At 66.8% G+C, this 25,816-nt stretch carries 27 protein-coding genes, 1 tRNA gene and 2 pseudogenes; 9 read left to right on the plus strand and 21 right to left on the minus strand.

Translation table 11 applies throughout. From position 1 onward, the window contains the following. Nucleotides 1-336: 336 nt before the first annotated feature. Nucleotides 337-531, minus strand: a pseudogene (locus GGR47_RS19140) (IS5/IS1182 family transposase); the annotation flags it as partial. Nucleotides 532-617: 86 nt separating this feature from the next. Between GGR47_RS19140 and GGR47_RS19375 the strand changes: the two are divergent. Continuing rightward, nucleotides 618-1,253: pseudogene (locus GGR47_RS19375) on the plus strand (site-specific integrase). A 14-nt stretch (nucleotides 1,254-1,267) separates the two neighbouring features. On the opposite strand, the gene GGR47_RS10830 reads toward GGR47_RS19375, so the two are convergent. The 6 genes from GGR47_RS10830 to GGR47_RS10855 form a co-directional block, all read right to left on the minus strand. Further along, nucleotides 1,268-1,343 (minus strand) — tRNA-Lys (locus GGR47_RS10830). A 117-nt stretch (nucleotides 1,344-1,460) separates the two neighbouring features. Continuing rightward, nucleotides 1,461-2,570, minus strand: coding sequence for a rod shape-determining protein RodA (gene rodA, locus GGR47_RS10835; protein ID WP_147034642.1), 1,110 nt, complete (start codon nucleotides 2,568-2,570; stop codon nucleotides 1,461-1,463). Next, nucleotides 2,567-4,672: a penicillin-binding protein 2 gene (gene mrdA / locus GGR47_RS10840; protein WP_147034643.1), complete on the minus strand. Its 2,106-nt coding sequence runs from the start codon at nucleotides 4,670-4,672 to the stop codon at nucleotides 2,567-2,569. The genes rodA and mrdA overlap by 4 nt, the downstream gene beginning before the upstream one ends. Next, nucleotides 4,669-5,196: a rod shape-determining protein MreD gene (mreD, locus tag GGR47_RS10845; protein ID WP_017979040.1), complete on the minus strand. Its 528-nt coding sequence runs from the start codon at nucleotides 5,194-5,196 to the stop codon at nucleotides 4,669-4,671. Before mreD ends, mrdA begins: the two co-directional genes overlap by 4 nt. A gap of 4 nt (nucleotides 5,197-5,200) precedes the next feature. Then, nucleotides 5,201-6,079 (minus strand): rod shape-determining protein MreC, encoded by an 879-nt coding sequence (locus GGR47_RS10850; protein ID WP_147034644.1) that lies wholly within the window; start codon nucleotides 6,077-6,079, stop codon nucleotides 5,201-5,203. A 55-nt stretch (nucleotides 6,080-6,134) separates the two neighbouring features. Then, nucleotides 6,135-7,175, minus strand: coding sequence for a rod shape-determining protein (locus tag GGR47_RS10855; RefSeq protein ID WP_018250722.1), 1,041 nt, complete (start codon nucleotides 7,173-7,175; stop codon nucleotides 6,135-6,137). 132 nt (nucleotides 7,176-7,307) lie between these two features. Between GGR47_RS10855 and mutL the strand changes: the two genes are divergently transcribed. Next, the gene (gene mutL, locus GGR47_RS10860) at nucleotides 7,308-9,134 is read left to right on the plus strand and encodes a DNA mismatch repair endonuclease MutL (protein WP_147034645.1); all 1,827 of its coding nucleotides are present in this window, start codon (nucleotides 7,308-7,310) and stop codon (nucleotides 9,132-9,134) included. Here the strand turns inward: mutL and GGR47_RS10865 are convergent. The 5 genes from GGR47_RS10865 to GGR47_RS10885 all read right to left on the minus strand — a co-directional run bounded on the left by GGR47_RS10865 (nucleotide 9,043) and on the right by GGR47_RS10885 (nucleotide 11,657). Beyond that, nucleotides 9,043-9,540 (minus strand): hypothetical protein, encoded by a 498-nt coding sequence (locus GGR47_RS10865; protein WP_167509672.1) that lies wholly within the window; start codon nucleotides 9,538-9,540, stop codon nucleotides 9,043-9,045. The two genes, mutL and GGR47_RS10865, sit on opposite strands and share 92 nt — an antisense overlap. A gap of 312 nt (nucleotides 9,541-9,852) precedes the next feature. Continuing rightward, nucleotides 9,853-10,458, minus strand: a complete 606-nt coding sequence (gene rplI / locus GGR47_RS10870) for a 50S ribosomal protein L9 (protein ID WP_017979034.1) — start codon at nucleotides 10,456-10,458, stop codon at nucleotides 9,853-9,855. Nucleotides 10,459-10,470: 12 nt separating this feature from the next. Next, nucleotides 10,471-10,695, minus strand: a complete 225-nt coding sequence (gene rpsR / locus GGR47_RS10875) for a 30S ribosomal protein S18 (RefSeq protein WP_007403456.1) — start codon at nucleotides 10,693-10,695, stop codon at nucleotides 10,471-10,473. Next, complete coding sequence (gene rpsF / locus GGR47_RS10880; protein WP_017979033.1) at nucleotides 10,695-11,117, minus strand: 30S ribosomal protein S6; 423 nt, start codon at nucleotides 11,115-11,117, stop codon at nucleotides 10,695-10,697. Before rpsF ends, rpsR begins: the two co-directional genes overlap by 1 nt. 195 nt (nucleotides 11,118-11,312) lie before the next feature. Then, nucleotides 11,313-11,657: an RcnB family protein gene (locus GGR47_RS10885; protein ID WP_017979032.1), complete on the minus strand. Its 345-nt coding sequence runs from the start codon at nucleotides 11,655-11,657 to the stop codon at nucleotides 11,313-11,315. Nucleotides 11,658-11,863: 206 nt separating this feature from the next. On the opposite strand from GGR47_RS10885, the gene fabD reads away from it, so the two are divergent. The 6 genes from fabD (at nucleotide 11,864) to mltG (ending at nucleotide 16,777) form a co-directional block, all read left to right on the plus strand. After that, a complete protein-coding gene (gene fabD, locus GGR47_RS10890; RefSeq protein WP_147034647.1) occupies nucleotides 11,864-12,823 on the plus strand; it encodes an ACP S-malonyltransferase in 960 nt (319 codons plus the stop codon). A gap of 31 nt (nucleotides 12,824-12,854) precedes the next feature. After that, nucleotides 12,855-13,283 carry a GxxExxY protein gene (locus GGR47_RS10895; protein WP_147034648.1) on the plus strand — a complete coding sequence of 143 codons (429 nt, stop codon included), beginning with the start codon at nucleotides 12,855-12,857 and terminating at the stop codon, nucleotides 13,281-13,283. Nucleotides 13,284-13,286: 3 nt separating this feature from the next. Then, nucleotides 13,287-14,027, plus strand: coding sequence for a 3-oxoacyl-[acyl-carrier-protein] reductase (fabG, locus tag GGR47_RS10900; RefSeq protein ID WP_043059642.1), 741 nt, complete (start codon nucleotides 13,287-13,289; stop codon nucleotides 14,025-14,027). Nucleotides 14,028-14,146: 119 nt separating this feature from the next. After that, a complete protein-coding gene (locus tag GGR47_RS10905) occupies nucleotides 14,147-14,383 on the plus strand; it encodes an acyl carrier protein (RefSeq protein ID WP_017979028.1) in 237 nt (78 codons plus the stop codon). A 158-nt stretch (nucleotides 14,384-14,541) separates the two neighbouring features. Then, the gene (fabF, locus tag GGR47_RS10910) at nucleotides 14,542-15,798 is read left to right on the plus strand and encodes a beta-ketoacyl-ACP synthase II (RefSeq protein WP_147034649.1); all 1,257 of its coding nucleotides are present in this window, start codon (nucleotides 14,542-14,544) and stop codon (nucleotides 15,796-15,798) included. A gap of 10 nt (nucleotides 15,799-15,808) precedes the next feature. Further along, nucleotides 15,809-16,777, plus strand: a complete 969-nt coding sequence (gene mltG, locus GGR47_RS10915) for an endolytic transglycosylase MltG (RefSeq protein WP_147034650.1) — start codon at nucleotides 15,809-15,811, stop codon at nucleotides 16,775-16,777. Here the strand turns inward: mltG and GGR47_RS10920 are convergent, their stop codons facing one another. From GGR47_RS10920 to GGR47_RS10960, 9 genes are all read right to left on the minus strand, one after another. After that, nucleotides 16,778-17,170, minus strand: coding sequence for a hypothetical protein (locus GGR47_RS10920; RefSeq protein WP_147034651.1), 393 nt, complete (start codon nucleotides 17,168-17,170; stop codon nucleotides 16,778-16,780). A gap of 209 nt (nucleotides 17,171-17,379) precedes the next feature. Beyond that, nucleotides 17,380-17,985 (minus strand): bifunctional 4-hydroxy-2-oxoglutarate aldolase/2-dehydro-3-deoxy-phosphogluconate aldolase, encoded by a 606-nt coding sequence (eda, locus tag GGR47_RS10925; RefSeq protein ID WP_017979024.1) that lies wholly within the window; start codon nucleotides 17,983-17,985, stop codon nucleotides 17,380-17,382. 16 nt (nucleotides 17,986-18,001) lie between these two features. After that, nucleotides 18,002-18,967: a glucokinase gene (gene glk, locus GGR47_RS10930; protein WP_147034652.1), complete on the minus strand. Its 966-nt coding sequence runs from the start codon at nucleotides 18,965-18,967 to the stop codon at nucleotides 18,002-18,004. 120 nt (nucleotides 18,968-19,087) lie between these two features. Continuing rightward, complete coding sequence (gene edd / locus GGR47_RS10935; RefSeq protein ID WP_063685136.1) at nucleotides 19,088-20,899, minus strand: phosphogluconate dehydratase; 1,812 nt, start codon at nucleotides 20,897-20,899, stop codon at nucleotides 19,088-19,090. 124 nt (nucleotides 20,900-21,023) lie between these two features. After that, the gene (pgl, locus tag GGR47_RS10940) at nucleotides 21,024-21,728 is read right to left on the minus strand and encodes a 6-phosphogluconolactonase (RefSeq protein WP_116462172.1); all 705 of its coding nucleotides are present in this window, start codon (nucleotides 21,726-21,728) and stop codon (nucleotides 21,024-21,026) included. Between the two features lie 209 nt (nucleotides 21,729-21,937). Continuing rightward, nucleotides 21,938-23,401 carry a glucose-6-phosphate dehydrogenase gene (zwf, locus tag GGR47_RS10945; RefSeq protein ID WP_017979020.1) on the minus strand — a complete coding sequence of 488 codons (1,464 nt, stop codon included), beginning with the start codon at nucleotides 23,399-23,401 and terminating at the stop codon, nucleotides 21,938-21,940. Nucleotides 23,402-23,415: 14 nt separating this feature from the next. Next, on the minus strand, nucleotides 23,416-24,345 hold the full coding sequence (gene argC / locus GGR47_RS10950) for an N-acetyl-gamma-glutamyl-phosphate reductase (protein ID WP_147034653.1): 930 nt from the start codon (nucleotides 24,343-24,345) through the stop codon (nucleotides 23,416-23,418). Next, complete coding sequence (locus GGR47_RS19150) at nucleotides 24,342-24,731, minus strand: SH3 domain-containing protein (RefSeq protein WP_244304909.1); 390 nt, start codon at nucleotides 24,729-24,731, stop codon at nucleotides 24,342-24,344. The genes argC and GGR47_RS19150 overlap by 4 nt, the downstream gene beginning before the upstream one ends. Next, a complete protein-coding gene (locus tag GGR47_RS10960) occupies nucleotides 24,667-24,987 on the minus strand; it encodes a MarR family transcriptional regulator (protein ID WP_043059634.1) in 321 nt (106 codons plus the stop codon). Before GGR47_RS10960 ends, GGR47_RS19150 begins: the two co-directional genes overlap by 65 nt. Before the next feature lie 388 nt (nucleotides 24,988-25,375). Here GGR47_RS10960 and secG point away from each other — a divergent pair, with 388 nt between their 5' ends. After that, complete coding sequence (gene secG / locus GGR47_RS10965; RefSeq protein ID WP_147034654.1) at nucleotides 25,376-25,735, plus strand: preprotein translocase subunit SecG; 360 nt, start codon at nucleotides 25,376-25,378, stop codon at nucleotides 25,733-25,735. The last annotated feature ends 81 nt before the right edge of the window (nucleotides 25,736-25,816 follow it).

Consider the following 25,816-nt stretch of genomic DNA (forward strand, 5'->3'; position numbering starts at 1 on the left):
CGCGAACGGCACGCCCGCCATACCCGTCACACCGCTCGACAAACGGGGTCCCTTTTGGACGCCGATAGGGGGTCCTTTTTGGACGCCGATTGACATGCAGTGATCATCGCTGCCGTGTCGCATGGGGTGCCCAATAATGTTGTCGAGGGGGGCAACCTGCTGCCGGTCATCGCCACTTTGATACCGGCGGCTGGCTGTATCATCGTCCTGAGCCTGCTTGTGCGACAGCCGGGCAGTGAAGCATCGGGAAATCAAGCTTGCTTAGGCGCGCAAGACCTTAGGCCGACGTCTTGATAGGATTGTCGGTTTATGGAGGATGCTACGGCTGAGACTCAATCAGAGCCAGAATGCGAGCGCGGTTGCGATGGCGACGCCTGAGAGGAAGTTGACGGCGAGCTTATCGTAGCGGGTAGCGACACGGCGGAAGTCCTTGAGACGGCAGAAGGCGTTCTCGATCAAGTGGCGGCCGCGGTATCTGTCTTTATCATATCGGATCGTGCGTTTGCGGTTTCGCCGTCCGGGAATTACGGGACGGCTCTGGCATCACGTAGATAACGGCGCATCGTAGCCCTTGTCGATCAACGTTCAAGACCTACACGAGGAACGGCAAGGTTCGGGTGCGCTGGCTGACTCATGCGCAGGTCGATCGTCTCCTCGGGGAACTCCCGGCTCATCAGCAGGACCTGATGCTGTTCGCGCTCGCCACCGGGCTGCGGCAGGGAAATATTAAGAGGCTGACCTGGGATCAAGTCGATCTCACCCGCCGCATCGTCACGATCGAGCACGGGGAGACCAAGAATGGCGAGGCGCTGGGCGTACCGCTCAACGATCTCGCGGTCTCGGTTCTCGAGCGGCAGATGGGCAAGTAGTGCGAGCACGTATTCACCTATGCCGGGCGTCCGATCGGGCAGGTGAATACGCGGCATTGGCGGGCTGCCTCGACGCGGGCCGGCATCGCCGATTTCCGCTGGCACGACCTGCGCCATACCTGGGCGAGCTCGCTACGGCAGAATGACGTGCCCACCTGGGTGCTTCAGGAGCTGGGTGGCTGGAAATCGGAAGCGATGGTGCGCCGCTACGCGCACATGTCGACGAAGCATTTGCAGCCCTACGCAGACCAGCTGATTTTCGAGGGCACAAAGGCTCCGGCCCGACCCTCGGGCATCAACCCCGGTCAAGGACACAAAAATGATCACAGCGAGAGACCGACCAGGCTCCGGCTCGCCGCCGAGGCGGACTTAAGTCATTCATAGTGAAGAAAAGGAGGTGGTGGACGCACTTGGGCTCGAACCAAGGACCCGCTGATTAAGAGTCAGCTGCTCTACCAACTGAGCTATGCGTCCATGACCTGGCCTGTTTGGTGGCGCTTTGGAGAGGCGCCGGCCCCGTCGGGAGGCGGCCAATTAGCAGGCGTTTCGGATCGTGCAAACCCTTTTTTGCGTTGCGGCGGATTTTTTCGCTTACCAGCGAACGCGGCGGCGATTTTCGCGGTCGATCGACATCAAAATACCTAGGCAAAACAGCACGGTAAGCTGGGCTGAGCTGCCGAAGCTGACCAAGGGCAACGGAATGCCGACGACCGGTGCCAGGCCCATCACCATCGAGAGGTTGATCGCGACGTAGAAGAAGATCGTCGTGGCGAGACCCGCCGCGGTGAGGCGGGCGAAGCGCGTGTTCGCCTGCTGGCCGACGTTCACGCCCCAGCGGATCACGAGCAGGAAGGCGAGGATCAGCAGGCAGCCCCCGACGAGGCCCCATTCCTCGGCCATCGTCGCGAAGACGAAGTCGGTATGGCCTTCGGGCAGATAGTCGAGGTGGCTCTGTGTGCCGTTGAGGAAGCCTTTGCCCCACAATCCGCCCGACCCGATTGCGATCTTGGACTGGCTGATGTGATAGCCGGTGCCGAGCGGGTCGCTTTCGGGATCGAGGAAGATGAGGATGCGATTTCGCTGATAGTCGTGCAGCGCATATTGGAAGGCGAGGGGGCCTGCGACCGCGATCCCGAGCGCGCCGCCGACGAACAGGCGCATCGGGACGCCCGCCAGGAACATCACCGCGATACCGCCGCCGGTGACCATCAGCGCGGTGCCGAGATCGGGCTGTTTGGCGATGAGCGCGGCGGGGATGCCGATCAACAGGCAGGCAGGCCAGATCGCGCCGAAGCGCCGCGTCTCGCCGGGCGGGAGCATGTCGTAGAAGCGCGCGCAGGCCAGCACGATGGCGGGCTTCATGAATTCGGACGGTTGCAGCTTGATGCCGACGTCGAGCCAGCGTTGGCTGCCGCCGCGCACGGCGCCGACCAGTTCGACCAGCACCAACGCAATGACGATGACGACATAGGCCGGCAACGCCGCCGATCGCCAGACGCGTTCGGGCACGTAGGAGACCGCCAGCGCCATGCCGAGCAGGATGAAGAAGCGGACGCCCTGCGACAGCGCCCAGGGTTGTAGGGAGCCGCCGGCGGCGGAATAGAGTACGATCTGGCCGAAGGTGCCGATCGCAATAATCAGCAAAATGACCCGCCAGGGCAGCCGCGCGATCGGATCGGGGATCAGATGGCCACGGCTCACTGCGTGTTGCCCGCGGCGTCGTCGGGAGAATCGGTGTCGCTCGGCACGTCGCCGTTGGCGACGGCGGGGCCCATCGCCGCCTGCGTCGCATTGGCGAGATCGGTCGCCGCCTCCACAGCATCCGAATCGCTGGGGACGGTGGAATCGGTCTTGGTGGCGTTGGCCGCGGGCTGCGGCGCCTGGGCGGCGCGATAGGCGGCGGCTTCGGCGGCCATGCGCGTCTTGATGTCGCCGCCCCAGGTGGGTTCGACGTCAGCGAGGCTCTTCATCGCGCGGTCGCGATCGAACAGCCACGTCATGATGTCGCGGCCGATCATCGGCGTGTCGAGATTGCGGACGGTGTGGCCATTGTGTTCGAGCACCACCGCGGCGGCATAGCGGGGATTGTCGGCAGGGGCGAAGCAGACGAACAAAGCGTGGTCGCGCAGCTTGAAGGGCAATTGCCCGTTCTTGAGCACGCCCGCGCGCCGTTCCGCCATGGTGATGCGGCGGACCTGGGCGGTGCCCGTCTTTGCCGCGATGGCGACGCCCGGGATCAGCAGCCGCGCCGCACCGCCGGTGCCGCCCTGGTTCACCACGCCGTACATCGCGTCGCGCACGATCGCGAGATGCTCCGAGGCGAGCGGCAGCGCCGGTGAGTCGAGGTGGACGTGATGCGAAAGCAGGCTCGGCTGCAACGCGCGACCCGACGCGAGCCGCGCCGCCATGACCGCGAGCTGCAACGGGTTGGCGAGCACATAGCCCTGGCCGATCGACGCGTTCAGGCCGTCGGCGACGGTCCATTTCGTCTTATATTTCCGCAGCTTCCATTCAGAATCTGGCACCGTGCCGTAACGCTGCGTCGCCAGTGGCAGATCGAACTTCTGCCCCAGCCCCATCATCCGCGCGATCGGGGCGATCTTGTCGTAGCCGACACGGCGGATCATCTCGTAGAAATAGATGTCGCAGCTCTGCTCGATCGCGCCCTTCAGGTCGAGCGGACCGTGGCCGCCACGCTTGTGGCAGTGGAAGACACCGGTGCCGACGCGCATCGCGCCCGAGCAGACGACGCGGTCGTGCGCGCCGACGCCCGCGGCGAGCAGCGCGAGACCGTTCATCGGCTTCACCGTCGATCCCGGCGGGTACAACCCCTGCGTCACCTTGTTCATCAAGGGGACGTGATCGTTATCCGACAGCATCTTCCATTCGAGATGGCTGATGCCGTCCGAGAAGCTGTTGGGATCGTAAGCGGGCATCGACACCATCGCGAGCATCTCACCGGTGCGACAGTCGATCACCACCGCCGAGCCCGAATTGGTGCCGAGCCGGCGCGCGGCATATTCCTGCAGCCCGGCGTCGATCGTCAACTTCTGCGTCTTGCCGGGGACGTCGGCACGGGTGGGCAGTTCGGCGACGACCTTGCCGCGTGCGGTGACTTCGACACGCTTCGCGCCCGGCGTGCCGCGGAGTTCACTTTCCAGCTGCTTTTCAAGGCCATCCTTGCCGAGCTTGAAACCCGGTGTGACGAGCAGGGGGTCGTGCGTCTTCTTATATTGTTCGGCGTTGGCCGCGCCGACATAGCCGGTCAGGTGCGCGACCGCGGCGCCGGCCGGGTAGTTGCGCGCGAAGCCGCGCGTGGGTGCGACGCCGGGCAGTTCGGGCTGGCGCAGGCTGATCGCGGCGAAGCGATCCCAGCTGATGTTTTCCGCCACCTGCACCGGCTGGAAGCCCGCCGCCCCCTTCAGGTCGATGCGAATCCGCTCGACCTCGTCGGGCGGCAGGTCGAGTAGCGTGGCGAGCCGGGCGAGCACGCGATCGCGACCCGCGTCGCCGCCCTCCAGCCGATCGGGGATGATGTCGACGCGGAAATCGGTGCGATTGTCGGCGATGGCGGCGCCATGACGATCGACGATCCAGCCGCGCCGGGGAGGGATCATCGTCAGGTTGACGCGATTGCTTTCGGCCAGAAGATTGTACTTCTCGTTCTGGGCGATCGCGAGATAGCCCATGCGGCCGGCGAGCATGACGCCGACGGCGCCCTGCGCGGTGCCGAGCAGCCACGCCCGACGCGAGAAGCTGTATGCCTGCATCGCTTCGGTGACGATCCGGGAGGAACGCTTCACGCGGTCGGCCCTCGCTTGCGATCGATCCAGGCGACCAGACGGGCCGACAGGGGGAACAGCATCACGGAGATCATGGTCTGTGCCAATAGCACAGTATCGACGTGCGCGCCGATGGGAACCGCGATCCAGCGGCCGATTGCGGTGCAAAAAACGATCGCGCCGCTGGCGATCAGCCAGTCCTGCCAGAAATCGCGGGTGACGAGGCGCTGCTCGATCAATTCGATCGCGATGAAGCAGAGCGACCAGAGCAGCATCGCCGATCCCAGTGGCTGGCCGCTCACCAGATCGTCGAACAGGCCGAGCGGCGCCGCGGCCCAGGGGCGCAGTGCGAAGCGCGCGAGCAGGCGCCAGCTGAGCAGCAGGATCAGCCCCAGCGGTGGCATCAACGGCAGGCTGGCGACCACCGGCACGATGGCGGTCAGCGTCGATGCCGCCAAGACGCTGACCCAGGGGAGCGCGCGCGCCCGCCCGGGGGGCAGCGGCGCCTGGAAGGGCCGATAGTCGATCGAATTGCGGGTCGTCACCGGATCACGGCACCGCCGGGCGGGCCGGCGGGGGCGGCGGCATCGGGACGTAGGGGCGCTCGACCACCGCGAAATCCAGCGCATCGGGGGCCATGAACGGCGTTGCGACGACGCTGTCCATGCCGTTGCGATCGACCTGCGCCACCGGAACGCCGGGCGCGTACAGGCCGCCCGTGCCCGAGGTCACGAACATGTCGCCGCGATTGAAACGCACGTTGGTCGCGTCGACCGAGCGGATATCGACGCGTCCGTCGCCGCGCCCTGCCGCGATCGCGGCGACGCCGTCGCGGGTGCGGCGGACGGGGACGAGGCTTTCGGGATCGGTGATCAGCAGCACGCGCGCGGCGATCGGCCCGGATTCGAGGACGCGGCCGACGAGGCCATCCGGCCCGCGCACCGGCATGCCGGGCTGCACGCCCTGCAAGCGCCCGGCGTTGAGCAGCGCGAAGCGTCGCCCACTGCTGGCGGTCGATCCGACGAGGCGCGCGGCTATGACGACTTCGGGCGTACGGTCACGGACGCGCAGCAGCGCGCGCAGGCGACGATTGTCATAGGCGATGATCCGCGCACGGGTCAGCAGCGCGCGGCTGCGCGCGACTTCGGCGCGAAGCTGCGCATTCTCGCCATGCACGCCGATCCACGTGCCGATCGCGCGCGGCACGGAGGCGATGGCATCCACCCCCGCATCGAGCACGCCGGCGATCGGTGCGGTGACGCTCGCCACGGCCATACGCGCCGTGCCGAACGCCGGCGGGTGGACCGTGGACACGACGAGCAACACGGCCCCCACCACCGCGCCCGCCACCGCGAGCACGTAGCCGATGAACGTCGAATATTGCCGTCGCCGCGAAAAACCGGTGCGACGGTCGCGGGCAGGCGCCATGCGCCGGGTCCCCCGTCCTGTAAGTGTGGGTCAGCCGTTACGTCGTTGCGGGCGCTCAGCCGGTTTGCAGCACGCCGCGGAACATCGGATCCTCCAGCGCGCGACCGGTGCCGAGCGCGACGCAGGTCAGCGGGTCTTCGGCGACGGTCACCGGCAGGCCGGTCTCGTCGCGCAACACCTCGTCCAGCCCTTCGAGCAGTGCGCCGCCGCCGGTCAGCACGATGCCCTGGTCGACGATGTCCGCCGCCAGTTCCGGCGCGGTGTTTTCCAGCGCGACGCGCACGCCCTCGACGATCGTCGCGACCGGCTCGCTCAAGGCCTCGGCGATCTGGCCCTGATTGATCTGGATCTCCTTGGGCACGCCATTGACGAGGTCGCGGCCCTTGATGTGGATGATCTTGCCGATGCCGTCGACCGGCGGCCGGGCGATGCCGACTTCCTGCTTGATACGCTCGGCGGTGGCTTCGCCGATCAGCAGGTTGTGGTTGCGGCGGACGTAACTGACGATCGCCTCGTCCATCTTGTCGCCGCCGACGCGCACCGAGGTGGTGTAGGCGAGACCGCGCAAGCTGAGCACGGCGACTTCGGTGGTGCCACCGCCGATGTCGACGACCATGCTGCCGATCGGTTCGGTGACGGGCATGTCGGCGCCGATCGCAGCCGCCATCGGCTCCTCGATCAGATAGACTTGGCTGGCGCCGGCGTTCGACGCGGCGTCACGGATCGCGCGGCGTTCGACCTTGGTCGAGCCCGACGGCACGCAGATCACGATTTCCGGCCAGCGCGCGAACTTGCGGGGGCCGTGGACCTTGCGGATGAAGTGCTTGATCATCTCTTCGGCGACGTCGATGTCGGCGATGACGCCATCGCGCAACGGACGGATCGCCTCGATCGACCCCGGGGTCTTGCCCATCATCAGCTTGGCGTCGTCACCGACCGCCTTCACCCGCTTGACGCCGTTGATCGTCTCGACCGCGACGACCGACGGCTCGTTGAGCACGATGCCGCGCCCGCGGACGTACACCAGCGTATTCGCGGTGCCGAGATCGATCGCCATGTCGTGGGACATGAATTTGAAGAAGCGGGGGAGAGCCATGGAGCGCAGGGTTCCGTGTTCGGGACGCACAAAAAGTACCGCTTCATCCGTCGCAGGCCGTGTCGGCCAGGAGGTTCGTCACGTCTTGCGTAGGGCTCGCGGGATGCGTCCGCTTGGTATAGAGCTTGCGCAGTGTCAATACGCCGTCTGCCCGAACATCTCGTCAACCGCATCGCCGCCGGTGAAGTGGTGGAAAGGCCCGCCAGCGCGTTGAAGGAGCTGGTCGAAAACGCCATCGACGCCGGTGCGAATCGCATCGCGGTGATGCTCGCGAACGGCGGGCTCGCGCGGATCGAGGTGGTCGACGACGGCTGTGGCATGGCACCGGCCGACATGGCGCTGGCGCTCGAACGGCATGCGACGTCCAAGCTGCCCGACGAAGCCATTGAAAATGTGACGACCATGGGCTTTCGCGGCGAGGCCTTGCCCTCGATCGCCAGTGTCGCGCGGCTGACGATCGAAAGCCGCGTCCGCGGCGCGGAGGGCTGGGCGCGGACGGTCGACAATGGCGTCGTCGCGCGCGAAGGGCCCGCAGCCCTGCCGCCGGGGACGCGCGTGATCGTCGAGGATCTGTTCGGGCGCGTGCCGGCGCGGCGCAAGTTCCTGCGCTCGCCCCGTGCCGAATATGCCGCCTGTCTCGATACGGTACGCCGGCTTGCGATGGCGCGGCCCGATATCGCCTTCACACTGGAGCATGACGGCCGCCGCGCGCTCGCCGCGATGCTGGCCGAGGACCGGCCGGCACGCGTAGCCGGGCTGACCGACCGGGCGCTCGCCGACAATGCGGTGACGATCGATCTGGAGCGGCCGACCGATTCGGGGCCGATCGTGCTGGGCGGGGTGGCGAGCATCCCGACCTACAATCGCGGTGTCGCAGACCACCAATATCTGTTCGTTAACGGCCGACCCGTGCGCGATCGCCTGTTGATGGGCGCAATCCGCGGCGCCTATGCCGAGATGCTGCCGCGTGATCGGCATGCCGTGGTGGCGCTGTTCCTCGACGTACCGCCGGCGGAGGTGGACGTGAACGTCCATCCCGCGAAGACCGAGGTGCGCTTTCGCGATCCCGCGATGGTGCGCGGCATGATCGTGTCGGGGCTGCGGCGCGCGCTGGATGCGGCCGGGCACCGCAGCGTGCAGCGGCCGGCCGAGGATGCGCTGGCGATGTGGCGGCCGGATCCGGTAGCGCCCCATCCCGCGGGCGCGGTGGCGGGCGAGGCGTGGGCCGCGCCGGCGATGGGGGGCGTTGCGTCTGGAGCGGCGGATGGCGCGGGGCTGTTCGCGCAGCGCTACGTTAACGATGCCCGCCCGACGTTCGCCCCGCCGCCCCCCGCCGCGCGCGCCGAGCCGGCCTATGCGCTGCCGCCATCGACCGTCGCCCATCCGCTGGGCGTCGCGCGCGGTCAGGTGGCGCGGACCTATATCGTCGCGGAAGCGGAGGACGGGCTGGTGCTCGTAGACCAGCATGCCGCGCATGAGCGGCTGGTGCTCGAACGCATGCGCGCGGGGCTGGCCGGTGGGCGGGTGGCGGCACAGGCGCTGCTGATCCCCGAAGTGGTCGAGCTGGACGAGCCTGCCTGCGACCGCCTCGAATCGCGGATCGGCGAACTCGCCGAACTGGGGCTGGAGCTGGAGCGGTTCGGGCCGACGGCGATGCTGGTGCGCGCGACGCCGGCCTTGCTGGGTCAGGCCGATCCGTCCGGACTCATCACCGATCTGGCGGACGAACTCGCCGCGTTCGACGAGGCACTGTCGCTACGCGAGCGGCTGGATGCGGTCGCCGGCACGATGGCCTGCCATGGGTCGGTGCGAGCGGGCAGGGTGCTGGGCGTCGCCGAGATGAATGCGCTGCTGCGCGAGATGGAGGCTACGCCGCACTCGGGCCAATGTAACCATGGTCGGCCGACATGGGTGAAGCTGGCGCATGGCGATATTGAGCGTCTGTTCGATCGTCGCTGAACAGCCAGGCTTCCGCTTCCGCACGGCTGAAGAAATGGGCGACGCCCTCGCGATCGGGCGGATTGAGGCGTTTGGCCTGATGGCGGGACAGCGACATGCCGACGACCATCGCGAGCCGCCGGCCCTGCCGCACCGGATCGCGCACGATGGTGGTGAAGGCGTTGACGACATCCTGCGACTGGATGCTCATGTCCGAAATATCGCAGAGCGTCAGATGCGCATTGGGCGCGCAGCGCAGGAGGCGATGTGCCTGCGCCCATTCCCGATCGAAGGCGGCGACGTCGGGCAACAGGAAGAATCCCGACAAAGTGATGTAGGTGACACCCCGGGCGGTATCCGGTTCCACGCGAAATCGAGCAGGAGAATGCAGACCCATGAATGTGTCCATATCGGTGCGGACTTTCATGGACGTTAATGCCCCGGGTTAAAGGAACATGACTTACCCGAGACACCGAGGGCGGCGGCTGTTCACGAACACGCAACCTTTGCATCGGGTGCGCATTGGGCATTGGGAATCGCAAGGACCCGATGATGAAGCAGATTTTTCCCGTCGTTCTGGCCCTGATCCCGCTGGCGGCGGTCGTGAGCGCCTGCGTGACCTGCCCCTGAGGCGTCGGTCGCCGGACCTGCCGGCGGTATGTCGGACGCACGAAAAAGGGCCGCCCGGTACGCACCGGACGGCCCTTTTTCTTGGATCGGCGATCGCCGACGCGGGGGATTAGCCCTGCGCCTGCTCCGTTTCGGCGCGATCGTCGCTCTGCACTTCGGCAGTGGCGCCCGGCTCGGCGTTGGGATCGTAATCCTCGGTGAAGCCGGCTTCGTCACGCTCGAACATCGATGCCATGACATCGACGCCCGACGCCTGCATCTCGGCCTCTTCGGGCGAGCGGGCGACGTTGACCTTGACGGTCACGGCGACTTCCGGGTGGAGCGCGACGCGCACGTCGTACAGGCCGATCGACTTGATCGGCTTGTCGAGCACGATCTGGCTCTTGGTCACCTTGTGGCCATCGGCGACCAGCGCCTCGACCAGGTCGCGCACCGCGACCGAGCCGTACAGCTGGCCGGTGTTCGACGCCTGACGGATCAGCGTGACCGACACGTCCTTGAAGTTGACCGCTTCCTTCTCGGCTTCGCCGCGACGGTTGGCGTTTTCCGACTCGATGCGGGCGCGGTTCGCCTCGAACACCTTGCGGTTGGCTTCGTTGGCGCGCAGCGCCTTCTTGTTCGGCAGCAGGAAGTTACGGGCGAAACCGTCCTTCACCTTCACTACGTCGCCGATGGCGCCGAGCTTCTCGACGCGCTCAAGCAGAATGACGTCCATGGATCGGACTCCTTACTTAACGACGTAGGGCAGCAGGCCCAGATGACGGGCGCGCTTGATCGCCTGGGCGAGTTCGCGCTGCTTCTTGGCGCTCACCGAGGTGATGCGCGACGGAACGATCTTGCCACGCTCGGACACGAAGCCCTGGAGCAGACGGACGTCCTTATAGTCGATCCGGGGCGCATCCTTGGCGCTGAACGGGCACGACTTGCGGCGGCGGAAAAACGGGCGAGCCATTATGCGGCCTCCTCTTCACGGTCACGACGCGGGCCGCGGTCGCCACGGGGGGCGCCGTCACGGCCGCCTTCACGGTCGCTGCGACGCTCACGGTCGCGCTCCTGCTTGCGCATCATGACGGTCGGACCCTGCTCCAGCTCGTCGACCTTGACGGTCATGTAGCGGATCACGTCCTCGTTGATCTGGGTCTGGCGCTCCAGCTCGGCCACCACGTTGCCGGGGGCGTCGATCTCGAGCATCACGTAATGCGCCTTGCGGTTCTTCGCGATGCGATATGCGAGGCTGCGCAGGCCCCAGGTCTCGGTCTTGACGACCTTGCCGCCATTATCTTCGATGATCTTCGTGGCGGTTTCCGCCAGCGCGTCCACCTGCGCCTGTGCCAGATCCTGGCGCGCAAGGAACGTGTGCTCGTACAGAGCCATGCCTTGTCCTTCGTTGGCCGATCGCTGACGCCGCCCCATGCGGCGCCCCTCCGGCTGTCGTCCCCGTATCGCTCTCACTCAAATCGCAATACGAACCGGGGCGGAGAGACTGGCTCTCCACCCCGGATGTGGCGTCCCCTAACGGGTTCGCGCCAAAAGGCAAGGCTTAACGGCCCGCCTGATGAACGGCCAGGCTCAGCGGAACGAGCGCTGGATCACGCGGATGACCGTGCCGTTGTTGCGGACCAGCACCGCATCGCGACCCGAGCGCGCCCAATAGGCACCGCGCGGCGGCGGGGCGAGGCGATAGGTGCGGTAGTCGCGCACGATGCGATAGTTGGCCGCGCGACGGCGATCGAAGCGCTGGCCGGCGCGCCAGCCGCGGGTTTCGGTCGTGCGCGTCGTCACCACGGTGCGGCCGTTGGCGCGTTCCTTGACGGTAGTGACCGTGCGCTGCTGCGGCGCGGCTTCGGCGACGCTGGCAACCATCGGGCTGGCGACCAGCGTGGCGGCGATCGCGCTCAGGATCAGCTTCTTCATCGTTCATACTCCCGTTGAACATGCATTGGATACTGGCGCCGTTTTTCGTGGCGTCGGAAGGAGATATGGGCGCCACCTGTCGCACGCCTCTCCCACCGATCCGTCAAAACGGTCGCAAGGTGTCGCAACTCCGCGATCTTCGTTCAGGTTGCGTGAGGCCCGCCGCGGCCCTAGTGGCGCCCTCCTGCGAATTAAGGAGAGTCCAGATGCGGGCATTCATCTTCCCCGGCCAGGGCAGCCAGGCGGTCGGCATGGGCAAGGCGCTGGCCGACGCGAGTCCCGTGGCGCGCGAGGTGTTCGGCGAAGTCGACGAGGCGCTGGGCCAGCATCTGTTCCGCCTTATGGTCGAAGGACCCGCGGACGATCTGACCCTGACCGAAAATGCCCAGCCCGCGATCATGGCCAACGCCATCGCGACGCTGCGCGTGCTGGAGCGGGAAGGGTGCGTGTCGCTCGCCGACAAGGCCGATTACGTCGCGGGTCACAGCCTTGGCGAATATAGCGCTTTGTGCGCGGCGCAGGCGTTCGACCTGTCCACCACCGCGCGCCTGCTGAAACTGCGTGGGCAGGCGATGCAGGCGGCGGTGCCGGTGGGCGAGGGCGCGATGGCGGCGCTGCTCGGCGCGGATCGCGACAAGGCGCAGGTGATCGCCGGGGCGGCGGTCGATGCGATTCTGGCGGAGGGCGGTGAGCAGTTCGTCTGCACCGTCGCGAACGACAACGACCCCTCGCAGGTCGTGATTTCCGGCCACCGTGCCGCGATCGAACGCGCGGTCGCGCTGGCCAAGGACCTGGGCGCCAAGCGCGCGGTGTTGCTGCCGGTGTCGGCACCGTTCCACTGCCCGCTGATGCAGCCCGCTGCGGACGCAATGGACGCCGCGCTGGCCGACGCGCGCATCGGAGCGCCGCTGGTGCCGGTGTTCGCCAACGTCGATGCCGCGGCGATCGCCGATCCGGGCGCGATCCGCGCGTCGCTGGTCGCGCAGGTGACGGGCATGGTCCGCTGGCGCGAATCGGTGCTGGCGATGGTCGAGGCGGGGGTCACCCAGTTCGTCGAATTCGGCGGCAAGGTCCTCACCCCCATGGTCAAGCGCATTGCCCCCGACGCTGATGCGATCAGCGTGGTGACGATGGACGACATCGAGGATTTGCTTAAGAAGGTTTGATCACGCGGAGACGCGGAGACGCGGAGAAGAAGTGAGAGACATTGACCAGATCAGCGGTGACGTGCTCGACCTTGTGTTGAGGATACGCCGCGATCTCGGTCCCGGCCTTCTGGAAAGCGTCTACGAAACCGTCCTCGCGGGCAAACTATCGGCGGCAGGCTATCGGGTCGCGCGTCAGCGACCGGTGGCTATTGAATTCGAGGGAATGCGGTTCGATGCCGCATTTCGCATCGACCTCCTTATAGACGAGCGACTGCTCGTCGAGGTCAAGTCGATCGAACGGCTGACTATCGTTCACGCCAAACAATTGCTCACCTATCTTCGTCTCACCCATCAGCCCGTAGGGCTGCTGATCAATTTTGGTGGCGCGACGCTCAAGGAGGGAGTGCGACGGATCGTCAACGACCATCGCTCCTCCGCGTCTCCGCGTCTCCGCGTGAATCAAAATCTTGGAGATTAAACGATGTTCGATCTTAGCGGCATGACTGCGCTCGTTACGGGGGCTTCGGGGGGCATTGGGTCCGCTATTGCCAAGGGGTTGGCGGCGCAGGGCGCGCGGTTGGCGGTTTCGGGTTCGAATGCCGAGAAGCTGGAGGCGTTTCGTGCGGGCCTTGGCGGGGATCACGTCGCGGTGCCGTGCAACCTGTCGGATGCCGCGGCGGTCGACGCGCTGGTGCCGCAGGCAGTCGAGGCGCTGGGTGGGCGGATCGATATCCTGGTCAACAACGCGGGCGTCACGCGCGACAACCTGGCGATGCGGATGAAGGACGACGAATGGGATCAGGTGATCCGCGTCAATCTGGAGGCTGCGTTCCGGCTGATCCGCGCCGCCGCCAAGCCGATGATGAAGCAGCGCTTCGGCCGTGTCGTGTCGATCACCTCGGTTGTCGGGCAAACCGGCAATCCGGGACAGGCGAATTATGCCGCGTCGAAGGCGGGCCTTGTCGGCATGTCGAAGGCGCTGGCGCAGGAACTGGCCAGCCGCAACATCACGGTCAATTGCGTCGCGCCCGGCTTCATCCGATCGGCGATGACCGACGTGCTGCCGGACGCGCAGAAGAGTGCGCTGCTCGGCCGCATCCCGGCGGGCGACCTGGGCACGGGCGAGGATATCGCCGCGGCGGTCGTCTATCTGGCGTCGAAGGAGGCAGGGTACGTCACCGGCCAGACGTTGCACGTCAACGGTGGCATGGCGATGATCTAACCCCTTGTTAAGGCGGTTGGCCGACGCCAACCCTTAACAGACGCTTGCCAGCCGGACGGCCCCGTTCTACGGGCTGTCGGGAATTACTGAAAACCCCCCAACGTGAAGAGGGAATACACATGAGCGAGACCGCCGACCGCGTGAAGAAGATCGTCGTCGAGCATCTCGGCGTCGAAGCCGACAAGGTGACCGAGGACGCGAGCTTCATCGACGACCTGGGTGCCGACAGCCTCGACATCGTCGAGCTCGTCATGGCGTTCGAGGAAGAGTTCGGGGTCGAGATCCCCGACGATGCCGCCGAGAAGATCACGACCGTCAAGGACGCGATCACCTACATCGACGAGCATAAGGCGTAATCGCCTGAGGCCGGGCCTTTCGCCTCGCCTCGCGCCCGCAAGGGCATGATTGAAGCGGCTCCCCGTCCCCGTTGTGAGAGGGCGGGGGGCCGTTTTTCGTAACAGCCGGGCGCGGAACCCGCGGCCGGGGACGTACATGGACTGGATGGAGTAAGGGTATGCGGCGCGTTGTCGTAACCGGATTGGGCCTCGTGACGCCGCTCGGCGCGGACGTCGAGACGGCCTGGGCCAATCTGATCGCCGGCAAGTCCGGCGCGGGGACGATCACCCGCTTCGATACCACGGGCCAGAAATGCACGATCGCGTGCGAGGTGAAGCCCAAGGATCACGAATATGGTTTCGACCCTGACAAGCGCGTCGACCACAAGGTCCAGCGTCAGGTCGATCCGTTCATCATCTATGGCATCGACGCCGCCGGGCAGGCGCTGGAAGACGCCGGTCTGACCGAGATGGACGAGGCTACGAAGCTGCGTGCGGGCGTGTCGATCGGCTCGGGCATCGGCGGCCTGCCGGGTATCGAGATAGAATCGATCAACTTGCACGAGCGTGGCCCGGGCCGGGTCAGCCCGCACTTCGTCCACGGTCGCCTGATCAACCTGATCTCGGGCCAGGTCAGCATCAAATACGGCCTGATGGGCCCGAACCACGCGGTCGTCACCGCCTGCTCGACGGGCGCGCATTCGATCGGCGACGCCGCGCGGATGATCCGCGACGACGATGCCGACATCATGCTGGCGGGCGGTGCGGAAAGCACGATCAACCCGCTAGGCGTCGCCGGCTTCGCCCAGGCGCGCGCGCTCAACATGAGCATGAACGATCGCCCGACCGAAGCGAGCCGTCCCTATGACAAGGACCGCGACGGCTTCGTGATGGGCGAGGGCGCGGGCGTGGTGGTGCTCGAGGAATATGAGCACGCCAAGGCACGAGGCGCGAAGATCTACGCCGAGGTCGTCGGCTATGGCCTGTCGGGTGACGCCTATCACGTCACCGCGCCGCACCCGGAAGGCAAGGGCGCGGAGAATGCGATGCGGATGGCGCTGCGCAAGGCGGGCATGGAGCCGTCGGACATCGATTACATCAACGCGCATGGCACCTCGACCATGGCGGACACGATCGAGCTCGCCGCGGCGAAGCGCGTGTTCGGTGATGATCTCTCGGGTGCGTCGATGTCGAGCACCAAGTCGGCGATCGGGCATCTGCTCGGCGGGGCCGGTGCGGTGGAGAGCATCTTCTGCATCCTGGCGCTGCGCGACCAGATCGTGCCGCCGACGCTGAACCTGCATAATCCCGACGAGGGCACCGAGGGCGTCGACCTGGTGCCGCTGACGGCGAAGAAGCGGGAGGTGAAGGCGGTGCTGAACAATTCGTTCGGCTTCGGCGGCACCAATGCGTCGCTGGTGATGAAGGCGATCTGAGCCGCATAGGATGCGCAAGGTCGGCTGCCTCGGTCTGCTGCTCGGGCTCGTCGCGATCATCGCGGCGGTCGTCGTCGTGCGCAGCTGGGGCGGCAGCGGCCCGGCGCAGCGGACGGTGACGGTGCAGGTGGCGGAGGGCAGCAGCCTCGCCGCCGCCGCGCGGGAATTGGAACGGGCAGGGGCGATCCCCTCCGCCGGCCGTTTCCGCCTGTTCGCCCGCGTGTTCGGGGCGGATGGCTCGATCAAGGCGGGCGAATATCGCATCCCGCCGCACACCAGCCAGGCCGATATCCTGAAGATGCTGCAGGGCGGCAAGGTGCTCCAGCGCCTCGTCGTCGTGCCCGAAGGCTATCCGTCGGTGCTGGTGCATGATGCGCTCTCCAAGGCGGATGGCCTGACCGGCAGCGTGCCGGTGCCCGCCGAAGGATCGGTGCTGCCCGACAGCTACGCCTTCCAGCGCGGTGACACCCGCGCGTCGGTGGTCGCGCGCATGCAGGCGGCGATGAAGGCGTATCTTGCCCAGGCCTGGGCGAAGCGGAAGCCCGGTATCGCGGTGACGACGCCCGAACAGGCGATCATCCTCGCCTCGATCGTCGAAAAGGAAACCGGCAAGCCGTCCGAACGGCGCATGGTCGCGGCGGTCTATGGCAACCGGCTGAAGCGCGGCATGCCGTTGCAGGCGGACCCGACCGTCATCTATCCGATCACCAAGGGGCGGCCGCTGGGCCGGCGGATCCTGCGCAGCGAATTGCAGGCGAAGAACGGCTACAACACCTATGCCGAGGTGGGGCTGCCGGCCGGGCCCATTGCCAATCCGGGCCGGGCGTCGATCGACGCGGTGCTCGATCCGGCGCAGTCAAACGCGCTGTACTTCGTTGCGGACGGCACCGGTGGCCATGTGTTCGCCGACACGCTGGCCCAGCACAATGCCAATGTGCAGAAATGGTATGCGATCCGCCGCCAGCGCGGCGAGATGTGATCAGGCGGGGGTAAGCTCTTGCGGGGTGGTGGCAAGCTGCGCCGCCAGCCAGTCACGTGCCGCCGTCTCGTCCAGAAAGATTGCCGCCGCGGTCGTACCGAGCGAGCGTTCCGCCTGCAATTTGACGAGCATGGCAGAGAACAGCAGGCAAACCGGCCGCTCCTGACTGCTCGCCCGGCCGATCACGCTGGCGAAGCCCTCGGCCAGTGCGCCGGTCTGTACCTGATATTCGCTGCAATCGACGAAGACGCCATAGCGGCCATAGCGCCGGGCTTGTCCGACGCTGCGCGCGGTCACCTCGTCGACGAAGGCCGCCAGAACCGGCGGTGTCCAGAAGCCTTGGAGCCGTATCGTGAAGATGCGAGCCTGTTCGTCGAAGGCGAAGGTGTACATGCCCTTCACCCTGCACCGATGGGATGGAGGATCGGTTAAACTAGCGGCGTGATTCGATCATCTTGACGCCGATTGCCCCGTCGAAATGGCCCCGGCGAAGGGGCGGCTGTGGCGCGCGATATAATCGTGGCGGACGGGGACCGGGGCGGCCGTTACGCACAGCGATGCCGGAACGGGCCCGGCATCGCTGATGGTGTTTGTGATGGGCCTCAGCGCCGCAACGCGCTCGCCGCGCGTGCCTTGGCTTCGACGTCGGCCATGCTGCCGCCCGTGACCCAGCTGCCGCCAACGCACAGGACGGGGTCGAACGCCAGCCAGTCGGGCGCAGACGCTTCGGTGATGCCGCCGGTGGGGCAGAAGCGGCACTGGTAGAAGGGCGCGGCGAGGGCCTTCAGCGCCTTCAGCCCGCCGCTGGTTTCGGCGGGGAAGAATTTGAAGTGCGTGAGGCCGAGGTCGAGCCCACGCATGATGTCGCCCGCCGTGGCGGTGCCGGGCAGATAAGCGACGCCAGCGTCCAGGATCGGGCGCGCGAGCCGTTCGGTGAGGCCGGGCGAAACGATGAATTCGACGCCAGCGTCGATCACCGCCTTGGCCTGCGCTTCATTGACGACGGTGCCTGCGCCGACGATCGCGCCGGGCACGGTCTTCATCTCGGCAATCGCCTCCATCGCGGCGGGGGTGCGCAGCGTAACCTCGAGAACGCGCAGGCCCCCGGCGACGAGCGCTTGCGCCAGTGGCTTGGCGGTGGCGGCGTCGTCGATCACCAGCACCGGGATGACGGCGCTGGTCTGCATGATGGTGGCGATATCGGTCATGCTGGATGCTACCTTTTTATGCGTGTTCTTGGGCGAAGGCGGCCGCCGCGCCGAACAGGCCGGGCTGCGGGTGGGTGATGAGCTTGACGGGGATGCCCGCCATCAGCGTCTGGAACCGCCCCTTGGCGACGAAGCGCTGGTCGAAACCGGAGCGGATCAATTTGTCCTTGATGCGCAGGCCCAGGCCACCGGCGATGACCACGGCCTTGGCGCCATGGGCGAGCGCGAGGTCGCCTGCCACCGCGCCCAGCGACAGGCAGAACCGATCGAGCGCGGCGAGCGCGATCGAATCGGTCCCGTCCAGTGCCTCCGTCCAGATCGCCTTGTCGTCGAGGTTCGGCACCGCGCGGCCTTCCAGCGCGGCGAGCGTTTCGTAGATCGCGACGATGCCGGGGCCGGAGCAGATGCGCTCGGTCGACACGCGGGTGAACTGGCGGCGCAGGCGCTTGACGAAGGCGTCCTCGATCCCGTCGAGCGGGGCATAATCGACGTGGCCGCCTTCGGTGGCGAGGACATGGTAGCGATCGCTGGTCTTGAACACCTGTGCGACGCCGAGGCCGGTGCCCGGGCCGCAGACGGTGGTCACGCCCTGTTCGGGCAGGGCCAGGTCGGGGCCGCAGAGATGTTCGAAGTCTTCCGCGGGCAACTGGGCCACCGCGTGGCCGACCGCGCCGAAATCGTTGATGACGGTGTAGATGTCCGCGCCAAGCCGTTCGGGGATCAGCGAGGGACGAATCACCCAGGGATTGTTGGTCAGGCGGATGATGTCGCCGGTGATCGGCGAGGCGACCGACAGCGCCGCCGCCTTTGGCAGCGGCGTGCCGTGGATCGAGGCGAAATGCTGCCATGCGGTCTGCAAGCTGGCGTGTTCGGCGGTCTTCAGCGTCACCGGTTCGCCGAGCGATATGACGCGGCCGTTCTCCACCTCCGCGATGGCGAAGCGGGCGTGGGTGCCGCCGATGTCTACGCTGACCAATTGCATTGCGTTTCCTCTCTTATCGTTCCGACCCGCCCTCACCCTGTCGCCGGCTTCGCCGTCTCTTCCCTCTCCCGATGGGAGAGGGAGGGAGGCACGCAGTGCCGGATGGGTGAGGGTAGCCGCTTACAACCCAGCCGCCGCGAGCATTCCCGACGCGCCCTTTTCGGCTTCGTCGGCGAGGCCGCGGAACATGCCGAACAGCTCACGGCCCATGCCCGTCGCCGCGCCCGGTGCGTCGCAGAGCGGGCGCTCCAGCCATTCGGCGGGGTCGACCAGGGCATCGAGCGTGCCGTTCACCGCGTCGACGCGGATGATATCGCCATCGCGGATCTTGCCGATCGCGCCGTTGCCCAGGGCTTCGGGCGAACAGTGGATCGCGCAGGGCACCTTGCCGCTGGCGCCCGACATGCGGCCGTCGGTGACCAGCGCGACCTTGAAGCCGCGGTTCTGGAGCACGCCCAGCGGTGGGGTGAGCTTGTGCAGTTCGGGCATGCCGTTGGCGCGCGGGCCCTGGAAGCGGACGACGACGACGACGTCCTGCTCCAGCTCGCCGCGCTTGAACGCTTCGAGCACGTCGAGCTGGTCGTGGAAGACGCGTGCGGGCGCCTCGATCACCCAACGCTCGCGATCGACCGCCGACACCTTGATGCAGGCGCGGCCAATGTTGCCGGCGAGGATGCGCATGCCGCCGTCGGGCGAGAAGGCTTCGGCGACGGGGCGCAGGATGCTGGTGTCGCCGCTGTCGCCGACCGGCTCCCACGCCAGCTGGTCGTCGGCGATGACGGGCTTCTGTGCATAAGCGGCGAGGCTGTCGCCGCTCACCGTCGTGATGTCGCCGTGCAGCAGACCGGCCGAGAGCAGTTCGCGGATGACGAAGGGCATGCCGCCCGCCGCCTCGAACGCGTTCACGTCGGCCGAACCGTTGGGATAGACGCGGGCGATCAGCGGCACTGCCTGGCTGAGGCGATCGAAATCCTCCCAGTCGATGACGATGCCCGCCGCGCGCGCGATGGCGGGGACGTGGAGCAGGTGGTTGGTCGAACCGCCGGTGGCGAGCAGGCCGACCGCGGCGTTCACGATCGCGCGTTCGTCGACGCAATGGCCCAGCGGACGATAGTCGTCGCCGCGCCAGCCCATGCCGGCGAGGCGATGCACCGCGGCGCGCGTCAGCTCCTGGCGCAGCTTGGTGCCGGGATTGACGAAGGCGGCACCGGGCATATGCAGGCCCATCACCTCCATCATCATCTGGTTGGTGTTGGCGGTGCCGTAGAAGGTGCAGGTGCCCTTCGAATGATAGGCCGAGATTTCGGCGTCGAGCAGTTCCTCGCGCCCGGCCTTGCCCTCCGCATAGGCCTCGCGCACCGCGGCCTTCGCCTTGTTGGGCAGGCCCGACGGCATCGGACCGCCGGGGATCAGCATCATCGGCAGGTGGCCGAAGCGCAGCGCGCCCATCAGCAGGCCGGGCACGATCTTGTCGCAGATGCCGAGCAGCGCCGCGCCTTCGAACGTGCCGTGGCTGAGTGCGATCGCGGTCGACAGCGCGATCGTGTCGCGGCTGAACAGCGACAGCTCCATGCCCGGATAGCCCTGCGTCACGCCATCGCACATCGCGGGTACGCCGCCCGCCACCTGCGCCGTCGCCCCGACCTCGCGCGCCCAGACCTTCATGAGTTCGGGATAGCGATAATAGACCGCGTGCGCGGACAGCATGTCGTTGTACGCGGTGACGATCCCGATGTTCATCGCCTGGCCGGCGCGCATCGTGTCGCGATCTTCCTCCGTCCCGGCATAGGCGTGGGCAAGGTTGGCGCAACCCAACTGCGGGCGGCGCGCGCCATTGTCCCGCTCGCGCTCGATCAGCGACAGATAGGCGGCGCGGCTGTCCTTCGACCGGGCGATGATGCGGTCGGTGACGGCGGAGACTTCGGGGTTCATGGCGCGGGTTCCTGGGGAGGGGTGGGGCGCGGGTGATCCCTCTATACCGTTCGCCCTGAGCTTGTCGAAGGGCGGTGGGTCTCACCGTGCTTCGACAGGCTCGGCACGAACGGTAGGAGGGAGTTTACGGCGCCCAGTGGATGTCGACGGGCAGCTCGGCATCGGCGAGGACGCGACCGATCGGATAGGGCGACGACGGGCCCTGCTCGATAGCCTGTTCCAGCACCTTGCGCTTGTCCTTGCCGGTCAGTGCGATCATCAGCGCGCGCGCCGTCACGATGCCCTGGCGGCTGAGCGTGACGCGCGCGACCGGCGCCTCGGGCGGCAGCGGATCGGGCATCACACCGAGCATGCGGCGTTCCTTGGGGCCGTTCAGCGCTTCGTCGAAATCGGGGCCCGGGAAGATCGAGGCGGTATGCCCGTCGCCACCCATGCCGAGCAGGCACAGGTCGAGCGGCCAGTGCAAATCCTGCATCAGCGCATCGGCGGAGCGGCCGGCGGACTTATAATCCTCGGTCTGCTTGGGCACGATCGGGATGACGCGCGCGCCCTTTGGGATGAACAGCTTGCCGAGTTGCGTCACGTTCGACAGCGGGTCGCCGAGCGGCACGATGCGCTCGTCGCCCGGCACGATCGTCACGCGCTTCCAGTCGAGCTTGGCGCTCGCGAGCTTTTCATAGGCCGGGAAGGGGGTCTTGCCGCCGGCGAGTGCGATGACCGCGGAGCCGCGCGCGTCGATCGCGCTTTCGATGACGAACTGGATGTCGCCAGCGATCGCGTCCGCGAGCTCGCCCGCGTCGTCATACTCCCACCATTCGATCTCGGTCATGGGTACAGCCTTCTCATGTCGGCGCGCGGGGCTCGCTTAGCGGAGTGGCCCACGCAAGGTAAGTGCCCCCGCATACGTATGGGGGACAGAAATGTTCGCGTAAGTACTTCGTCACCCCGGCCCTGAGCCGGGGTCCCGCTTTTTGGCTGTCACGTAGGACTGTGAAAGGAAGCGGGACCCCGGCTCAAGGCCGGGGTGACGAAAGAGCCTCAATCGTCCTGCCAGGTCACCCCGTCGCGCTCCGTCAGCGCGATCGCGCCCGCGGGACCCCAGGTGCCAGCGGCATAATGCTTGGGCTTGGTCTGGTTCGCATCCCAGCCGGCGCGGATCGCATCGATCCAGGTCCATTGCGCCTCCACCTCGTCGCGGCGGACGAACAGCGTCTGGTCTCCCTCGATCAGGTCGAGCAACAGGCGCTCATAGGCGATGCGGCGGCGGGTGCCCGCGAATTCGGCGTCGAGGCTGAGGTTCAGCGGCACCTCGCGCAGGCGCAGGCCGTCGCGGTCGAGGCCCGGCTCCTTGGTCATCACCAGCAGCTGGATATATTCCTCCGGCTGCAGGCGGATCACGAGCGTATTGGGCTGCAGCACGCCGCCGCGGCCCGAGAACATCGAGTGCGGCACGGGCTTGAACTGGATCGCAATCTCGCTGCGGCGCTTGGCCATGCGCTTGCCGGTGCGCAGGTAGAAGGGCACGCCCTGCCAACGCCAATTGTCGATATGCGCCTTGATCGCGACGAAGGTCTCGACATTGCTGTCATAGCCCAGTTCGTCGTCATAGCCCTTGACGACCTTGCCGCCGACCGCGCCTTCTTCATACTGGCCGGTGACGGTGCATTGCGGCACCTGCTCGGGCGTGATCTTGCGCATGCTGCGGAAGACCTTGGCCTTTTCGTCGCGGATCGCGGTGCCGTCGTACAGCGCCGGCGGCTCCATCGCGATCAGCGCGACGAGCTGGAGCATGTGGTTGGCGACCATGTCGCGCAGCGCGCCCGCGCCTTCGTAGTAGCCGGCGCGATCCTCCAGACCCACCGTTTCGGCGATGGTGATCTGGACGTTGTCGATCCCCTGCGCGTTCCAGATCGGCTCGAACATCGAATTGCCGAAGCGCAGCGCGAGGATGTTCTGGACGGTTTCCTTGCCCAGATAATGGTCGATCCGGAACGTCCGCTCTTCGGGGAAGGCGCTGGCGACGGTGTCGTTGATTTCCTTCGATGAGGCGAGGTCGTAGCCCAGCGGCTTTTCGAGCGCGATTCGCACGGTCGGCCCGGTCAGTCCGACCTTCTCAAGGCCCTGCACCGCCGATTCGAACAGCGAGGGCGCGGTCGAGAGATAGATGGCGAGGCCGCCCGACACGTCGCCGATCTTGTCGGCGAGCGGCTGGAAGCTGTTGGGGTCCGACAGATCGGCAGGCTGGAACTGGATGCGCTGCATGAAGGTGCCGAGCGCGCTTTCGTCCTTGCGGTCGGCGGGGAGGAATTCGTCGAGCGCCTTCTTCACGACGTCGCGATAGCCATCGTCGTCCATGTCGCCGCGCGCCGAGCCGGTGATCGTCAAATCCTTGGGCAGCAGGCCGTCGGCGTGCAGGCCATACAGCGAGGGCAGCAACATGCGCTTGGCGAGGTCACCGGTGGCTCCGAACAGGAGCAGCTTGCCGACGGGATTGCGCTGCATGACGATCCTTTACGTTACAGGATGAGGCCGGCGAGCGGATCGAGCCCGGCCATGATGTTGAGGTTCTGCACCGCCGCGCCGCCCGCGCCCTTGCCGAGGTTGTCGAGCGTCGCGATCAGCCGGACGTGGCCGGTGCCGGGATTGCCGCAGACGCGCAACGTCATGCGGTCGGTGCCCGCATTCTCCTCGATGGCGATCGCGGTGACGTCGCCCGGCGCGACCGAAATGAGCGCGCTGTCGGCATAGGCCGCGGCCAGCGTGTCCTCGATCTGCGCGATGCTGGGGCTGCCCGGCAATTGCGCGAGCGGCAGCGGCACTTCGGACAGCATGCCGCGATTGAGCCGCGTGACCGACGGCGCGAAGATCGGCGGGTGGGCGAGGCCGGCGTGCGTCTTCATCTCGGGCAGATGCTTGTGCGCGAGGGTGAGGGCATAGACGCGGAAGGCGGTGTCGGTGCCGCCCTCTTCGAACTCGGCGATCATCGCCTTGCCGCCGCCCGAATAGCCCGAGGTGGCATTATAGGTCAGCGGCCAGTCGGCCGGGACAAGGCCGGCGCGGATAAGCGGGGCGACGAGCGCGAGGAACGCGGTGGGGTAGCAGCCGGGGTTGGAGACGCGGGGCGAATGCGCGATCCGGTTCGCCTGGCCTGCGTCGAGTTCGGGGAAGCCATAGGTCCAGCCCGCCGCGACCCGATGCGCGGACGAGGCGTCGATGATCCGCGCGCCACCGTCGCGGACCAGCGCCGCGGCTTCCTTCGCAGCCTCATCGGGCAGGCAGAGGATCGCGAAATCGGAGTCGTTCAGCGCCTCGGCCCGCGCGGTGGCGTCCTTGCGACGCGCCTCATCGAGCGTGACGATGGTGAGATCGCTGCGGCCGCTCAGCCGTTCGCGGATGTCGATGCCGGTGGTGCCGACCGCACCGTCGATGAAGACCGAGACGCTCATGCCGCGTCATCCTGCGGCACGGCGATATCCAAGGCGGTGCGATCGACATAGCCGACGAGGTTCTGCGCCGTGGCGCGGCCCCAGGCGTGGTTGCCGGCAAGCTCCAGCACATCGAACGTGTCGCCGACGCTGAGTTCCGCGACCTGCTCGCTGAGGTTGCGATCGCCGAACAGTCCGACCGCGCGCGACACGACGGTGACCATCGGCGCGGCATAGTGGGGCGCGAAAACCTGTTCGGCGAGGCGGACGTCGGCCAGATCGCCGCGAACGGCGTGGGTACGCGGATCGAGATCGACCGAGGGGCCGGTCAGCGCAAAGGCTTTACGCGAGGGCCGGTTGACGTGCGTGTGATTCGCCGTCGCCGAGGAATTGCCCGAACTCTTCAAGAAACTCTGCCCCTTCGGATGTACGTGCGACGAAGATATTGCGCTTGTCGCTGTCGTCACGCTGACGGCGCAGATAGCCGAGGGCGCCCAGCCGATTCAAGGCGCGCGTGACGACGGGCTTCGACACGTTGAGCGCCCGGGCCAGGCCGCGCACCGTATGCGGGCCGGGATTGAGGTAAACGAGAAGGAGCAGTGCCATCTGCCGATTGGTGAGATCGGGCTCGCCCGACCGCACGTAATCCACCAGGGCGCTCATCCACGTCGCGAGTGATTGCGCGGCTGTTCCCACGTGCAAATATCCGTTTCTGCGCCATTTTCGGGCTTTGTTTCGGGGTCATAACGCCGCGGTGCGGTGGTGGTTTCCGGGAAATGAACGGTGGGCGGAATAAACGGGGCGGCGCGGGTTTGCGCATTGGCATCTCGCTTCACGCCGTTATTCCCGCGGAGGCGGGAATTCGTAGCCGCTATCGTTATTTATGGAGTCGACACGGTAGCACGTCTGGATCCCCGCCTGCGCGGGGATGACGAAGAAAGGCGGCGCCAGGTTGGTAGGCGAGGCGCCCAAACCCCATCCCCACGCCGGTTGATCGTTCGGCGCGCCTCGCCTATGTGCGCGCCTTCATCCGTTTTTCCCAAGGTCGTCGATGTTCACCTTCCTCCTCGTCGTTCATGCCATCATCGCCGCCGCGCTCGTGACGGTGATCCTGATGCAGAAGTCGGAAGGCGGCGGCCTCGGCATGGGCGGCAGCCCGTCGGGCCTGATGTCGGCGCGCGGCGCGGCGGATTTCCTGACCCGCATGACCTCGATCCTCGCGACGGTGTTCGTCTGCATGTCGATCGCGCTCGCCTTCATCGCGGCGCACCGCCAGACGCAGACGATCGACACCTCGCTCGCCCGTCCGCTCCCTGCGGCGCCGGCCCCGGCGGCCCAGCCGCTCGCCCCGGCGCAGGATGCGGTGCCGAATGCGCCTGTCGATAATGGCGCGGTGCCGCTGCAGCGTTAAGCCGCACAACGTCTCGTCGTAAATCGCGCGCGGGAGACCCCCGCGCGCTCTTGTCGTTTGCCCCCCATCCAAGCTAGGCGA

The sequence above is a fragment of the Sphingomonas aquatilis genome, assembly GCF_014196115.1.
GTDB lineage: Bacteria > Pseudomonadota > Alphaproteobacteria > Sphingomonadales > Sphingomonadaceae > Sphingomonas > Sphingomonas aquatilis.